At 34.1% G+C, this 15,447-nt stretch carries 10 protein-coding genes and 1 pseudogene; 2 read left to right on the forward strand and 9 right to left on the reverse strand.

Features of this window, described 5'->3' with window-relative positions; genetic code table 11:
- Window positions 1-35: 35 nt before the first annotated feature.
- From thrS to HDR40_RS00475, 8 genes are all read right to left on the reverse strand, one after another.
- Window positions 36-1,967, reverse strand: a complete 1,932-nt coding sequence (gene thrS, locus HDR40_RS00440) for a threonine--tRNA ligase (RefSeq protein WP_290625203.1) — start codon at window positions 1,965-1,967, stop codon at window positions 36-38.
- 285 nt (window positions 1,968-2,252) lie between these two features.
- Window positions 2,253-3,155: a primosomal protein DnaI gene (gene dnaI / locus HDR40_RS00445; RefSeq protein ID WP_290625205.1), complete on the reverse strand. Its 903-nt coding sequence runs from the start codon at window positions 3,153-3,155 to the stop codon at window positions 2,253-2,255.
- A 12-nt stretch (window positions 3,156-3,167) separates the two neighbouring features.
- Window positions 3,168-4,550, reverse strand: a complete 1,383-nt coding sequence (locus HDR40_RS00450; RefSeq protein WP_290625207.1) for a DnaD domain protein — start codon at window positions 4,548-4,550, stop codon at window positions 3,168-3,170.
- A gap of 4 nt (window positions 4,551-4,554) precedes the next feature.
- On the reverse strand, window positions 4,555-5,022 hold the full coding sequence (gene nrdR, locus HDR40_RS00455) for a transcriptional regulator NrdR (RefSeq protein WP_290625209.1): 468 nt from the start codon (window positions 5,020-5,022) through the stop codon (window positions 4,555-4,557).
- Window positions 5,023-5,027: 5 nt separating this feature from the next.
- Entirely contained in the window at window positions 5,028-5,624 is a 597-nt protein-coding gene (coaE, locus tag HDR40_RS00460; protein WP_290625211.1) for a dephospho-CoA kinase, read from the reverse strand.
- On the reverse strand, window positions 5,621-6,451 hold the full coding sequence (mutM, locus tag HDR40_RS00465) for a DNA-formamidopyrimidine glycosylase (RefSeq protein ID WP_290625213.1): 831 nt from the start codon (window positions 6,449-6,451) through the stop codon (window positions 5,621-5,623). The genes coaE and mutM overlap by 4 nt, the downstream gene beginning before the upstream one ends.
- 16 nt (window positions 6,452-6,467) lie before the next feature.
- The gene (polA, locus tag HDR40_RS00470) at window positions 6,468-9,134 is read right to left on the reverse strand and encodes a DNA polymerase I (protein WP_290625215.1); all 2,667 of its coding nucleotides are present in this window, start codon (window positions 9,132-9,134) and stop codon (window positions 6,468-6,470) included.
- 99 nt (window positions 9,135-9,233) lie between these two features.
- Entirely contained in the window at window positions 9,234-10,688 is a 1,455-nt protein-coding gene (locus HDR40_RS00475; protein ID WP_290625217.1) for an amino acid permease, read from the reverse strand.
- Between the two features lie 195 nt (window positions 10,689-10,883).
- Between HDR40_RS00475 and HDR40_RS09870 the strand changes: the two are divergent.
- A pseudogene (locus tag HDR40_RS09870) lies at window positions 10,884-11,146 on the forward strand (pyridoxamine 5'-phosphate oxidase family protein).
- A gap of 62 nt (window positions 11,147-11,208) precedes the next feature.
- Here HDR40_RS09870 and HDR40_RS00485 read toward each other — a convergent pair.
- The gene (locus HDR40_RS00485) at window positions 11,209-14,202 is read right to left on the reverse strand and encodes an HsdR family type I site-specific deoxyribonuclease (protein ID WP_290625221.1); all 2,994 of its coding nucleotides are present in this window, start codon (window positions 14,200-14,202) and stop codon (window positions 11,209-11,211) included.
- A gap of 272 nt (window positions 14,203-14,474) precedes the next feature.
- On the opposite strand from HDR40_RS00485, the gene HDR40_RS00490 reads away from it, so the two are divergent.
- Window positions 14,475-15,383, forward strand: a complete 909-nt coding sequence (locus HDR40_RS00490) for a restriction endonuclease subunit S (RefSeq protein ID WP_290625222.1) — start codon at window positions 14,475-14,477, stop codon at window positions 15,381-15,383.
- Window positions 15,384-15,447: the final 64 nt, after the last annotated feature.

Consider the following 15,447-nt stretch of genomic DNA (forward strand, 5'->3'; position numbering starts at 1 on the left):
AAAAATCAGAACATGATTTATTTTTTTATAAATTATTAATTTTCACGTGAGTATGACTTAACATCTTCATCAATCATCTTGAGGAATTCGTCTAAACTCATTGTATTTTGTTCTTCAGTACCATAAGGACGAACATTTACGTTACCCGCGTTCATTTCTTCATCCCCTAAAACTAAAGTATAAGGTAACTTTTGGGTTTGAGATTCACGGATCTTGTAACCTAATTTTTCATTACGAGTATCTACTTCTGCTCTAAATCCACGCTTAGTAAGTTCTTCTTCTACCTTCTTAGCATAGTCGTTATGAGCATCAAGGTTAACAGGAATAATTCTTGCTTGAACTGGGGCAAGCCAAGTTGGGAATGCACCCTTGTAAATTTCAATAAGGTAAGCAATGAATCTTTCCATCGTACCAACAATACCACGGTGAATCATAACTGGACGGTGTTCTTCACCATCTTTACCTACGTAAGTTAAGCCAAATCTTTCTGGAAGCATGAAGTCTAATTGGATAGTTGACATAGTTTCATCATTACCCAAAGCAGTCTTAGTTTGAATATCAAGCTTAGGACCGTAGAATGCGGCTTCACCTTCTGCTTCAACATAGTCAAGGCCAAGGTCATCCATAGCTGCCTTAAGCATAGTTTGACTTCTTTCCCACATTTCATCATTTGCGTAGTACTTATCAGTATTCTTAGGATCACGGTAAGAAAGTCTGAAGTAGTAATCAGTGATATCAAAGTCCTTGTAAACATCCATAATTAACTTCAAAACTTTAGCAAATTCTTCTTGAACTTGATCTAATTCAACAAAAGTATGACCATCATTTAAAGTCATTTCACGTACACGTTGAAGACCTGATAAAGCACCAGACTTTTCATATCTATGCATCATACCTAATTCCGCAATACGAAGTGGTAAATCACGGTATGAACGAATGTGGTGCTTGTAGATTTGAATGTGACTTGGGCAGTTCATTGGACGTAATTCAAGCATTTCGCCATCACCCATATCCATTGGTGGGAACATATCTTCACGATAGTGTGCCCAGTGACCAGATGTCTTATAAGCATCCAAATTCATCAAAACTGGTGTATAAACGTGTTTATAGCCATCTCCAACTTCTTTATCGATGATATAACGTTCAATTACACGACGAATAGTTGCACCATTTGGCATCCAGTAAGGAAGACCTGCACCAACCTTAGGATCAACAAAGAATAAGTCTAAGTCTCTACCAATAGTTCTGTGGTCTCTTTCTTTAATCTCTTCACGGCGTTTGATATCAGCATCCAAATCGGCCTTCTTAAAGAATGCAGTACCAAAGATTCTTTGAAGCATTGGATTAGAAGACTTACCCATCCAATAAGCACCGGCAACTGACAATAACTTAAATTGCTTAATTTTTCCAGTGTTTGGTAATAATGCTTCAAAACCAAAGTCTACAAAGTCACCTAACTTGTAAACTGCAACTTCGTCAGCTTCTTTTTTGAGTAAGTCTAGCTTGAATGGATCATCTTTAAAGATTTCTTCAAGTTCACTCTTCTTCATAGTAGTGTATTCAATCTTTTCACCATTCTTGATAGCTTTTTGCATTGCCTTTTCAAGCTTTGGTAATTCAGTAACCTTGATTTGGTTTTCTTTATCAGTATCAACAAAGAAACCACCTTCATCAGCAACATGTTCACCTAAACGAACATCGCCGTATTCACGCTTGACAACCGCTTCAAATAAGAATGCAGTAGTAGCACGTAAAATATCTAAGCCTTCTTCGTCTTTATCAGTAATAATTGCAGCTTCTACGTCACCATCAACTACGTATTCTAATGGCTTCATTACACCATTAATTTTGGCACCAACAGCTGCTTTTCCAAGAGAAGTTGCAATTGATGAAGCTAAATCCTTAACTGATACTGGTTTGTCAAATTCTTTCTTTGAGCCATCTGGCAAAGTTACAGCAAAACTCATATATATTTACCTCCAAATAAAAAATCCCAGCACTAATAAAAAGTGCTGGGACGTTAATTACGTGGTTCCACCCAAAATTCGAACTAGTAATCCTACTAGTTCCTCTAAGGTCGTTAATGGTACCTAACCAAAATATAATAAAATTGGGCTGAAGAAAGTTGGGGCTGCCTTCTATCAAGAGCTTCCAGAACTCGGCTCTTGTCTCTGTGGTGAAAACAGTCATGTCTCTCATCTTTTCTCATTATACTAGCTACGCAATTAGATGCAAGGGAAAAAATCAATTTTTTAACGATAACGTCGATTTTTACCAAGAACACGAACTTCTTTACTTACAAAATTAATTCTTTCCATTAAACGCTCAGCCTTTAAACTATTATTACTATTTTTTACTTGAGCAAAATGCTCATTTAGCATAGTTAAATTTAAATTAGAGCTGAAAAATGTAGGTAATTCATTATCCATCCGTTTTTGCAAAATTACACCTAATACATCATCACGAGACCACTCACTAAGTGTTTCTGCTCCAATATCATCAAAAATTACAACAGGTGCATTAGCAATCCGCTCTATTTCATCATTTAGGCTATTATCGCCAAAATGACTACTTAAACTGGCAATAAAAGATGGTACATGTAAAAAGATTACCTTGACACCTTTTCTCGCCACTGAATTAGCTAAAGCAGCCAATAAGTAGGTCTTTCCTACTCCAAAATCTCCTTCTAAATAAAGGCCACGTGCATGCTTATTATTATCAAATTCTATTAAGAACCTAGCTATTTCAGAAATAGCCTTCATCCTATCAGGATTTTGGTCTACTTCTTCTAATTCTACATGACGCAACTTTTCGGGTAAATCAATTAATTCTATTCTTTTTGCTGCCGCAGAATTTTCATCCTCTTTTTGCTTTTGCTCAGTAGGTGCATAAGTTATATCAATCACATTACCATTTAAAAACAATTTTGGACGATAACCCGCCATAACCCGTTGATTACTTGCAGAATTTAATTGCTGAACGTAAAAAACTAGATTATCCATCGAACGTTCAAGAGTTGCTTGGTCTATTTTATTTTCTGAAAGAAATTTTTGAACATCTTGATTTTGTAAAGCAGTTTCCCTAATTTGTGTTTGATCTTGATTCAAATGTTTTCCATCAATGATATTTTTTAATATGTCTCCAATTGATTCCATTACTTCACCACCTTATTCACTATCTTTCCCATATTTACGAAAGATTTTATTAATTTCATCTTGTGATAAATCCGGGGTATCATCTTCAGATTCAGGATGATAATTATTCCAATCGATTCGTTGGGTAGATTTTGAAGCCTTAGAATAATAACGCTTGGAATTATTAGTAGTCTGAGTCTGTTTACGCTCTTGTTTTGCTTGTGCACGTTCTTTCATATAAACAATTGCTTCGGCAGCCGTCGTTATTTCATGAGCTGTCCAATCATTGATGATGGTTTCTGCACTTCGAAGATATAAAGAAAAGTTCGACTGTAGGCATCCATAAATCACCGCATTAGCTAATTCTCTACTAATCCCGTAATTATTTTCCACTTTAAAAGCAACTACTCGTTCAGAAGAAGTAGCAATTTGCCTCTTAGCTGACTTCAAATCCTGCAAAAAGTCTACCGGTTTAATAGTTTTCATATCTCTTTCAAGGGCTTTTTCTTCTTCAGATAAAACAGGTGCTTCGATATTATTTTTTATTTTCTCTTCGTTAGCCTTTTTAATTTGTTCGCTAATAATCTTACTATTCGTTCGACTACCAAACTTATCATTAGCTGAGAGTTGGATTGCCCGCATATCAAGCTTATTATCAGCGGCAGATAATGTAGGCAAAGTTACATTAATAAAATCCATTTCCGTTAATTTATAAAAATTAATGATTTGACTAATCTCACTTTTATGGAGATTAATTTCGTTCCTATCAATATGATAAGTTTCAAAACTATCAATCAAAAATTGCCAATCAACCTTGATTAAATTATTTCCTACCTTGAGCAGACGCTTGGGTTTATCACCAACTTTTTGGGCAGCTACTTTTACTTCTTGCTCAGGGTCGATTGCCTTTTCTTTATTTAAATGAAACACATCAAAAAAGCTACTCGTCACTTCTTGAGCATTCTCTAAACCTTTAAAAGAACGGGGAGTAAAATCATTAACTAATCGTTGATAGGCTGTAGAACCTACTTTTTCTAATAGAAGACTTGAAAGTAAAAATGTTCTAAAAAATTCTTGAGCTGTTGGAATAGACTGGAGCTTAAAAATAATTACTTCTCCTAAAATAGGATTTTCACCAATAAAAGTCTTTACTAAGCCAGTTGCTTCTAAGCGATGAAGACTATTAAAGAGGTCTTTTAAACTACTGTTAGTCTGATCTTGTAATTGATAGAGAGTTTTATAATCACCTGCAATAGGAACACTATCAAATTCACTGATTAACGTTATATACAGACCGACACCTAATATTCCAACTAAAGGCTGATAAAGACGGGTCAAAACTCTTTCTTTTTCATTATCAATTTCTACTTTATTTGCAACATAAAAAGGCTCCTTGGGGTCTGTACTTGCAAACATTTAGCTACTTCTCCTTATCATGTTTGGCCATCATATCTTCCATGGCCTCCATAAATCCAGAAACATCCTTAAATTGACGATAGATACTTGCAAAACGGATATAAGCTACATCGTCAATATCTGCTAGTTCCTTCATTACATATTCACCAATATCCTTAGATGAAATTTCACTAACGCCCTGTTTTCGAATAGCATTATCAACATGATCAACTAGCGTATTTAATTGTTCACTAGAGACCGGACGTTTTTGAGCAGACATTACCACTCCATGTAAAATTTTTTCTCGGTTAAAGGGTTCACGAGTCCCATCATTTTTAACTACTAATAAGGGTGCTTTTTCCACTCTTTCAAAGGTAGTAAAACGAAAACCACAATTTTCACATTCTCTTCTTCTTCTAATCGCACGATTTTCATCACTAGGACGAGAATCAATTACACGTGAAGAATTTTGATGACAATTTGGACATTCCATATCTCTTACCTGCCTATTTCTTCTAATAAACTAGATAATTTATTTTCTAAATCATTAATTGTTCCACTATTCTCAATCACATAATCAGCTAGCTTTTCTTTTTTAGCAAGTGGCATCTGACTGGCAATACGTTTTCTAGCATCAACTTCGTTTAGATTATTTCTTGCCATTAAGCGGCTCAATTCTAGCTGAAAGGGCGCAGTAATCAATAAAGTGGCAGTACAGTAACTAGTTAAATTTCCTTCAAAAAGCAAGGGAATATCTAAAATTACAAAGGGTATATCCTGAGCTTGATATTGGATCATTTTTTCTTTCATATTATTTAAAATAAGTGGATGCGTCAATTCATTTAAGCGATTTAATTGATTTTTATCGTTAAAAACAATTGCACTAAGCTTCTTACGATCAATTTCACCATCTTCAGCTAAAATACCCTTACCAAAATGCCTAATAATGGCTTGATAACTTGCCTGATTCTTGGCCATCAGGGCATGAGCAATCTGATCAGTGTCAATGATAGGAATATTTTTTTTAAGAAAAAAATGATCTGCAGTACTTTTACCGGTTGCAATTCCCCCGGTTAATCCTAAAAAATATGTCATTTATATAGCACCTGACAATGAGGACAAAATGTTGTCCCTCTTCCACTAACTTTGATTTTTTCTAAAATTGTCCCACAACGCTCACATTTTTCACCTACATGACCATAAACTTTTAATTTATTTTGATAACCACCAGTTTCGCCGGCTGCATTTAAAAAACTATGAACCGTAGTTCCCTTTTCTGCAGTTGCTTCAGCAATCGTAGTATTGATATTATCATGTAATTTTCCCACAACTTCAGTAGGAATTTTTTGGGCGCTACTTAAGGGATGAATCTTACTTTGCCACAATACCTCGTCAACATAGATATTTCCTAAACCACATACAATCGTTTGATCCAGCAAAGTATTTTTGATATTTTTCTTCTTTTTAGAAAGTTTTTTAGAGAAGTACTCAATATTAAATTCATCTGTATTCGGCTCAGGACCTAATTTGCTAATCCCTGTTGTTTGTCTTTCAGTTCCAGTCTCCACTAAGTGCATCCGTCCGAATTTTCTTACATCATCATAACGAATTGCACTACCATCAGTAAAAATAAACTGAATGTGTTCATGTTTTTCCTTGGGAGCATCAGGACTAGTAATTCTATACTTACCTTCCATCCTTAAGTGGGAGACCAAAGTTAAATTATCACTCAAGCGAATTAATAAGTACTTCCCATAACGATCAACACCAAGGACTTTTTTACCCACTAATTTTTGAGCAACAGACTCACTATTACCAACAATAATTTTAGGATACCAGACCGTCATCTCTTGAATTGTTTTTCCCTTCATTAAGGGATCTAAAGTTCTTCTAACCGTCTCAACTTCTGGCATTTCCGGCATAAGAAATCACCTTCTTTTATTTAGCATCATACCAATTATGACCCCAATTAGAGTCAGCAATCAAAGGCACATCAAGTTGAACCGCTGATTGCATTACTTGTGGAACGATTTCTTTAATAGTCTCTAATTCATCTTTTGGTACATCAAATATTAATTCATCATGTACCTGTAAGACCATCTTAGTCTTTAAGTGTAATTCATCAAGTTTATTTTGCATGTTAATCATAGCGATTTTGATAATATCGGCAGCTGATCCTTGAATCGGTGAATTAATAGCTGTTCTTTCCGCAAAACTTCGTACATTAAAGTTCTTGGCATGAATATCAGGTAAGTATCTGCGACGATGCATAATTGTTTCAGCATAACCTTTTTCTCGCGCAACTTGAACCGCCTTATCCATGTATTCATGAACTTGAGGATACTGTTCAAAATAATTATCAATGAATTGCTTAGCCTGTTTTCTTGAAATACCAATATTTTTGGACAAGCCATAATCAGAAATACCATAGACAATTCCGAAGTTAACTGCCTTAGCATGTCGCCGCATTAATGGTGTTACTTCATCTGTAGAAGTCAGGCCAAAGATTTTCATAGCTGTATGAGCATGGATATCATAACCAGACTTAAAGGCTTCCTGCATTGCTGCATCCCCCGAAACATGGGCTAACACACGTAATTCCACCTGCGAATAGTCACAAGAAAAAATATATCCATCTTTAGTGCTTGGTACAAACGCCCTTCTAATTTGTTTACCTTCATCTGTCCGAGTAGGAATATTTTGTAAATTAGGATCTACTGAAGAAAGACGTCCAGTTGCAGTTAAGGTCTGTAAGTAACGGGTATGAATCCTACTATCAGGCTGAATGCAGTCTAGTAGCCCCTTAATATAGGTCGATTGTAATTTACTCAATTGGCGGTAATCTAAGATTGCCGAAACAATTGGACTCTTTTGTTTTAATTGCTCTAAAACTTCAACAGAAGTTGAATAACCTGTTTTTGTCTTTTTAATTGGTGGTAAGTTAAGTTTTTCAAAAAGAATATGACCGAGTTGCTTAGGCGAATTTAAATTAAACTCTTCACCAGCTTGGGCATAAATTTTCTTTTCTAATTCAGCAATCTTAATAGCTAATTCATTTCCCATTTGAACTAAAACAGAGGCTTCCACCTTGATACCAACGATTTCCATTTTAGCTAAGACAAAAGCAACGGGAATTTCGATAGTCTCGTATAAATCATCTTGCTCATGTTCTTTTAGCTTGTCTAAGAGTGGTTGCTTTAATTTATCAATAATAGAGACTTTTGCAGCTAAGTGTTTGAAAAATACCTCATCTTCTGGAATAGCTGCTTTTTTACCTTTGCCGTAAACTTCTAAGTCAGTCTTCACACTATATTCATCATAAAGGTGAGCTATTTCACCTAAGTCATTAGAATTATTTTCATTATTGACCAAATATGAGGCCAACAACATATCATAATCTAAACCTTCTGCTTTAATTCCCAAGCGATGTAAGCCAACATAAGTCCTTTTGATATCAAAAACATTCTTCTTTATATTTTTATTTTCTAAAATATCTTTTAGAATATCTTCTTCAAGTAAACTAGTATCTTTAGAAACATAGTTTTTATCGCCAACTTTTAAAGCAAAGCCATTAAAGGGAGCCAAGTGATAATTTTCACCCAACATTGCTAAATAAAAGCTTACAGATTGATCTTTCAGATTAGCTATTTTGCCTAAATTACTTTGAGTCAATACTTCGTATTCATAACTTTCTGCGGGACTAGAAGATTCACCGCTACCTGCTTCGCTTTGATCAAGTTGGGCTAAAAACTTTCTAAAATTCAAACGTTCATAAAGTTGACGTAATTTTTCATAATTAACAGGCTGGCGACTAGTATCTTCTAAATTTAGGTCAACTGGAGAATCACAATTAATGGTAGCTAACTTCTTACCTAAGAGTGCCTTATCCTTATCCTTAATTAAATTCTCCTTCATTTTAGACTTTTTCATTTCATCAATATGGTCATATAAGTTTTCTACACTACCATATTTTTGAATAAGCTTAGCAGCAGTTTTGGGACCAATCTTCTCTACTCCAGGGTAGTTATCTGAACTGTCCCCCATCAGAGCTTTCATATCAATGAATTCAGTTGGTGTAACCCCATTAACTTCCTTCATATGCTCCGGGGTAAAAGCTTCCAGTTCACCCACACCCTTCTTGGTTACCATAACTGTAGTATGATCAGAAGCAAGTTGTGTTAAGTCACGATCTCCTGTCACAACCGTAACTTTGAAGTCCTTTTCTGCACCCATTTTAGCCATAGTACCAATAATATCATCAGCTTCATAATTAGCTAATTCATAACTTTTGATACCCATATCCTCTAACAATTCCTTAATAACTGGTAATTGTTCAGAAAGTTCACTCGGAGTCTTTGCCCGACCGCCCTTATATTCGTCATACATTTTATTTCTAAAAGTGACTTTTCCTGCATCAAAAGCTACTAAGACATTAGATGGATCAGTATCACGCAAAACTACATCCAACATATTTTTAAATGCATAAATAGCATTTGTATGTAAACCATCGGGACTGGTAAAGTTATCGAGCTGGCGATATAAAGCATAAAAAGCACGGAAAGCTACAGAATTTCCGTCGATTAAAAGTAATTTTTTATCAGCCATAAATCCTCCCTAAATAAAAAAACTGTCAAAATTAATACGGTTTTCTCTCGTATTATATTTTAACAGTTTTTTGTTAATAACGTTTATTAGAACAACATCTTATATTTGATCTTCGATATTCTCACTTACTTCATCAGGTTTATCCTGGTGGACATGCCGGTAACCGTAAATAAAGTAAACAATTATTCCTAAAATCAACCAACCTACCATTAATAATTTAGCATCAACACTTAATTGCCAAAAAATAATCGCAGAAACAATGGCAGATAATGCTGGTAAGACAGGATAAAGTGGCATTTTAAAAGTTGGTTGAGGTAAATCTACACCTTCACGTTTTCTTAAACGATAGATACCAAGCGATACCATGATAAAGGCAATTAAAGTTCCAGCTGAAACTAGATTAGATAAGAAAGTAAATGGTAATACACCACCTACAATCGCAGCCGTAAAGGTGACAATCCAAAGTGATCTTTGTGGTGTTTTATTTTTATCCAGATGACCTAATGACTTAGGTAAAAAGCCATCCCGACCAAAAGCATAGATTAAACGTGACGAAGCCATCTGCATCCCAATCATACCAGTTAACATCCCAAAAATTGCCACAATTGAAAGTAAGTTAGCTGTAAAAGCATGCCCAGCTTTTCTTAAAGCAAAAGCTGCAGGTTCAGCATTTCCAGCATAAATTTTGTAATTAAACATCCCTACTAATACTAAGGAAACAGTCACAAACAAAGCAGTTCCAATTACTAGAGTACCAATAATTCCACGTGGCATTGTCTTTTCAGGATTCTTAGCTTCAGCAGTATTGGCTGCAATGGCATCAAATCCAATATAGACCAAGAAAAGCTGTGAAGTACCGGCTAAAATACCTTGCCAGCCACCAAAATTAGTTCCTGATTTATGGGGTGGAATAAATGGGGCATAGTTATTAGGATGAATTGCGGTTAAACCTACTGCAATAAATAAAATAATTACAATAACCTTCAAAATAACTAAAGCGTTCTCTACTCGGCTAACTTTTTTTAGACCACGAGAAAGCAAAAAACCGGTAAGCATAATGATAAAGACAGTTAAAATGTCAACACCACCATGTCCTTGAAAATCAGTTCCTTTAGCTAAAAATTCTGGGAGAACAATATTGAATTGTTTTAAAAATCCTTGCATATAAGCTGACCAACCAGAAGCCACAAAAGAAACAGCAATAAAGTACTCTGCTAATAAGGCCCAACCACAGACCCAACCTAAAAATTCTCCAAATAAGACATTAATCCACGAGAAGGCTGACCCTGCAAATGGTAAAACAGACGAAGTCTCGGCATATGCCAAAGCTGCCATTCCTGCCCCAATCGCACCTAAAATAAATGAAATCGTTACTGCAGGACCGGCATGATTAGCTGCTACAATTCCTGGCAAGGTAAAAATACCAGTTCCAACAACGATACCAATTCCTAAGGCTAATAAGTCAATCGTTGTCAATGAAGGAACCAATTTTTTATCCTTATCTGCATATACTTTTGGATCCTGTTTATGAGTTAATCTTTGCCAAAAACTCATCTAATCCCTCCAATACTTATTTTTGCAAGAAAATTGCTTAAAAACTACATACACACATATTACACGAGTTATCATAAAAATAAAATGAAAAAAAGTAAAAATATCAGATTTTTTTACTTTTTTTATAATAATTAAAATACTACTAATTTGCGTGATAATTTTTCTTGAAAAACAAATCAAAGTAGATAAGAAAGCATGAAACAATTGGATTCAAACAAATTAACAAAGGACCAACAATAATTCTTCAACAGGCACTTACAATATCTTTTACAACAACTTAAAGAACGGCTCTAAGGCTACAATCGTGGTTGCTGACGTGCCAACTCATAAGGCAATGAAGATTATTGCTACTCCACATATTCACGAAAATGACGACTATGCTAAGAGCGTTGTTGAAGGTACTGATACTCCAAATGCTTATGTAGTTTGTACTTGATATTGATAAGATTTTTGAATAAGTTTTTAATCTTAAGCAAAATAAAATCTCGATTCCATTTAGGCGTCGAGATTTTTTGTTTTTTTAAGATAAATGAATCAACGGACTGATTTGTTTTCGATAAAGTTCTCTTACAGCTTCTCGAACCATCTTTTTCCACTTTAGAGGAATAATAGCATGTTCTTTTTTATACTCTAAGAAACTTTCCTTTGCTAACAAATCCCGCATCCCTAACTGATCGAATTCATTTTTCTCCAAATTATAATGTCTCATCACATATTTAAGAGCATCAAGCTGAACTTTATATTCTTCAGCAAATTTCTTTAAAAAATTATTCTTTGCGTCATCAATCATACTTTGCAAGATTTCATTTACTTGCTTGTTTCTAAACTTCTTAGGATCAGCTTTAATCTTATTCCATAATTCCATCATAATATGAGCTACGGTTGGATTAGTGATAGCCAGATTCTTGATATATTCGTCAATTTCTTTAACTTCAGCCTCAGTCTTATGACTATCTTCTTCATCATCACTCGGAATATAAGATTGAATAAGTTTTACGATGTAACTGTAATCAACTGTCTGCTTATCAACTACTTCTAATTCATAATCAAAATCGATATCCGACACATCTTCTCCGTCATCACCAGATTTGAACTTTTCACGAATAATTTCATATTTTCCACGTAAGTCTTCTAAGAAATTATCATCTAAGCCATAATCTTTACTTGGATCAATCTGATCGAACTCACTATAAGTTTGAAGTGCCCCATAGGCCTTGTCAAAATGTTGATATTCTTTTAAGAATTGCTTTTGATCTTCATCAGATGCATCAAGAATTGAGATTCCAGAATTATTCTTATATTTAATAATCTGGTGTTCTGCTTTTTCAAATTTATTCTTAGAAACTTTCCACTCAGGTCTTACAATTTCATTGTTTCCGCCTTCTGAGTATAGAGTCAGAGCATTATTAATATCTTCCTTGTACTTCTTAGGATATTGGAAAGTAATAATCTGGCCATATTTTTTATCTTTATCAAAAATACGATTCGTTCTCGAAAATGCTTGAATCAAATCTTTATAAGGCATTGGGCGACGATCAATATAAAGCGTTGACAAGCTTGGTGAGTCAAATCCTGTAAGCAATCTATCTACAACAATAACGAAGTCCAATTGTTGATCACGAGCTTGATACTGTTTCTTTTTACGAGCCAATCTTTCAGTTACGTTAGTGTTATAAGCTTTAAGCAAATCCATACTATAATGAGTGCCAAATAAGTGATTGTAATCTTCAAGTGACTGCTTCATCTCATTTTGATTAGCCTCATCTTCATCACCATTTTCGCCTACTGAATATGTAATTGCCATCCTAGGAAAATCTGGCAAAAACTTCTTAATTCTTTCAGGAATCTTAAGTTCTTCATCTTCACCATTAATTACTTTTCTAAATAATTTATAGTATCTTTGTGCTTGCTTAATTGAACTAGTAGTAAACAAGGCAGAATAAGTATAGCCACGATTTTGTTTATTATAAATCCCAAGCTTTCTGTATGCTGTCTTAAAGAAATTTTTTACAACTTGACGCATATGACTTTCTGATAAATAGATTTGATTTAATTTTTTTGTATCATCTTCATCATCAGTTTCATTATCATCACTACCACGTTCTTCTACTTGAAAACCTAAGACAGAATTATCTCTAATTGCATCTTTAATAGTGTAACGATGCAAGCAATGACCATACTGTTGCTCGGTGGTTCTAGCGTTAGAGCCTTTCTCTTGTCGAGCATTCTCTTCAAAAATTGGCGTACCTGTAAATCCATACCATAATGGTTTTTTAGCAAAAAATGCATCAATTTCGTTCTTTTGATCAGGACTCACGGCACGGTGACACTCATCAACAATGAAAGTCATCCGCATGTTTCTAATTTTTTGATAGATTTTCTTTTCTTTTTCGTCTTTCTTAATATGCTTAAAAAGAGCCTGCATTTTCTGACGTGTAGCAACAATCACCTGCTTGTTAGGACTAGCCAACTTTCTAGCTAGATCAAAACTATTGTCAGTATCGCTTACTTCAATCGTGTCCGTTTGAGCATAAGTCTTAAACGCAGAACTTGTCTGAGTGTCTAAATCATTACGGTCAATTAAGAAAATCGTCTTTTGAACCGATGGAATAGATAACAAATTATGAGCAACTTTGTAAGAAGTCAAAGTCTTTCCAGAACCAGTTGTATGCCAAATAAAACCAGATTGGGGATTATCGCCTATTGAAGCTTGTTCAATGGCTTGAATGGCATGAATTTGGTAAGGACGAAGCAAAATAATATTCTTTTGGTCATTATCTAAAACAACATAGTCTGCAATCATATGGTGGGCTGCTGGAATAGATAATACATCCTTAGCAAAAGCCAAATAATCATGAACTGGCTTATTATTCTTATCGACCCAATTAGTCATAAACTTCTTACGTAATTGCTGACCAGCGGCAATATATTTGGACTCAGTGCCATTGGTTACAACGAACATTTGAATAGTTGAGAAAATCCCATTAAATATTTGTTCATCGATATATTTTTGAATTTGGTTGAAGGCATCATTAATACCATGATTACGATTCTTCAATTCAATATGAATCATTGGCAAACCATTGATTAAAAGAGTTACATCTGTGCGACGATTACGGTCAATATCCTCTCTTCTTTTGAACTGAATTTGGTGAACTACTTCATAGACAGAACTACCACCAGTAATATTGGTATTATCTAAAATTGTTAAGTCAGCAATTCCTAATTCACTCTTATCTCTTGGAATTGGTAATTTTACCATCCTATTGGCACCTGCTAGCCATTCAGCACTACGGTAGAATGTGGGATGCACGACTTTCGACTTAATCATTGCCTTTTCATTTTCAGTCAACGGCACATCTTTTAGAACATTTTTATTATTTTGAGACAAAATTTTGAAGAAATTATCCCATAGATCATCTTCATTTTTTAAATCTTCTCGCAGCGTCCATTGAGATTCTCCATGAATTAATTGCTGAATAAGATTGTCTTCTAATACTTTTTCTTCTTCCATAGCTTACTCCTTACTTGCACAAAACATCTTACTTTTAAATTATCACTTTTTGAATTTTTCTGCTGATTTTCTTTTGGGAGCAACGAACTTTCTTACAGCTTATTAGAAGAGTAACTAAACAGGTCCAAGATAATAATTTACTAAATGTAACTTTTGATGATATTAAAGCTGGTGAAGGTAAATTATTAACTCCTTTCAAAAAACTTTCATCAGGAAAGCAAGGTACTCATTTTTATCCTACAAACATTCTTTTTGGCAAATTACGTCCATACTTGGATAATAGACTATTAGCTAATTTTGAAGGATCTGCTGTAGGGGACTTTTGGGTATTTGAAGTAAAGGAAAATTCCGATTCCAATTTTCTTTTTTCTTTAATCCAAACTTCTCGGTTTAAATATATTAGTAATTTATCTTCTGGATCTAAAATGCCACGTTCAGATTGGAATTTAGTTTCAAACTCCAAATTTAAAGTGCCTGGAATGAATGAACAAAACAAAATTGGACTTTTAATAAATGCATTAGATTATGAAAATACTCTTCAACAACGAAAATTAGAGCAAATTGATTCTTTAAAAAATACTGTAGTTGCAACATTGTTTGAAAATAAAAAAACATGGTCAAAAGTTAATTTAAAAGATATTAGTGAAATTTCAAGTGGCGCTAATGTAGATTCTAGGCACTCTAAAGGATCATTCAAAATAACTAGAATCGAGACAATTTCTTCAGGAGTATTAAACGAGGAAAAACTTGGATATACCAACGAAAAAATAGATAACAAATATCTTCTAAAAAAAGGGGATATTTTGTTTAGTAATATTAATTCCTTAAAACATATAGGTAAAACTGCTTTAGCGACTTCATGTGAAGACATATACCAAGGTATGAATTTATTAAGAATTAGGCCTAACATACAAAAAGTAGACCCTACTTACTTATTTACTTTTCTTAATCTTCCAGAAACTTTAGCTTGGTCACAAAGATTTGCTAATCCTGCTGTAAATCAAGCAAGTATTAACAAAACGCAAGTTTCAAAAATGCCAATATATTTGCCCTCATTAGCAGAACAAATAGAAATTAAAAATATAGTTACTAAAATAGATTCATATATTTATAATCTGAATAAAAATATTCAAAATTTAAAACAGACTAAAAACTTTCTTCTTCAAAACATGTTTATTTAAACTTGATAAAAACAAAACCTCTTTGAACAATTAAGCACGTGACTTAATTAATTCAAGGAGGTTT

Source organism: Lactobacillus sp. (assembly GCF_014803895.1).

Excerpts from the sequence above, each read along its gene's own strand:
- polA (WP_290625215.1), bottom strand. The coding sequence starts at position 9,134 with ATGGCTGATAAAAAATTACTTTTAATCGACGGAAATTCTGTAGCTTTC.
- dnaI (WP_290625205.1), bottom strand. The coding sequence starts at position 3,155 with ATGGAATCAATTGGAGACATATTAAAAAATATCATTGATGGAAAACAT.
- HDR40_RS00475 (WP_290625217.1), bottom strand. The coding sequence starts at position 10,688 with ATGAGTTTTTGGCAAAGATTAACTCATAAACAGGATCCAAAAGTATAT.
- mutM (WP_290625213.1), bottom strand. The coding sequence starts at position 6,451 with ATGCCGGAAATGCCAGAAGTTGAGACGGTTAGAAGAACTTTAGATCCC.
- HDR40_RS00485 (WP_290625221.1), bottom strand. The coding sequence starts at position 14,202 with ATGGAAGAAGAAAAAGTATTAGAAGACAATCTTATTCAGCAATTAATT.
- coaE (WP_290625211.1), bottom strand. The coding sequence starts at position 5,624 with ATGACATATTTTTTAGGATTAACCGGGGGAATTGCAACCGGTAAAAGT.
- HDR40_RS00450 (WP_290625207.1), bottom strand. The coding sequence starts at position 4,550 with ATGTTTGCAAGTACAGACCCCAAGGAGCCTTTTTATGTTGCAAATAAA.
- nrdR (WP_290625209.1), bottom strand. The coding sequence starts at position 5,022 with ATGGAATGTCCAAATTGTCATCAAAATTCTTCACGTGTAATTGATTCT.
- thrS (WP_290625203.1), bottom strand. The coding sequence starts at position 1,967 with ATGAGTTTTGCTGTAACTTTGCCAGATGGCTCAAAGAAAGAATTTGAC.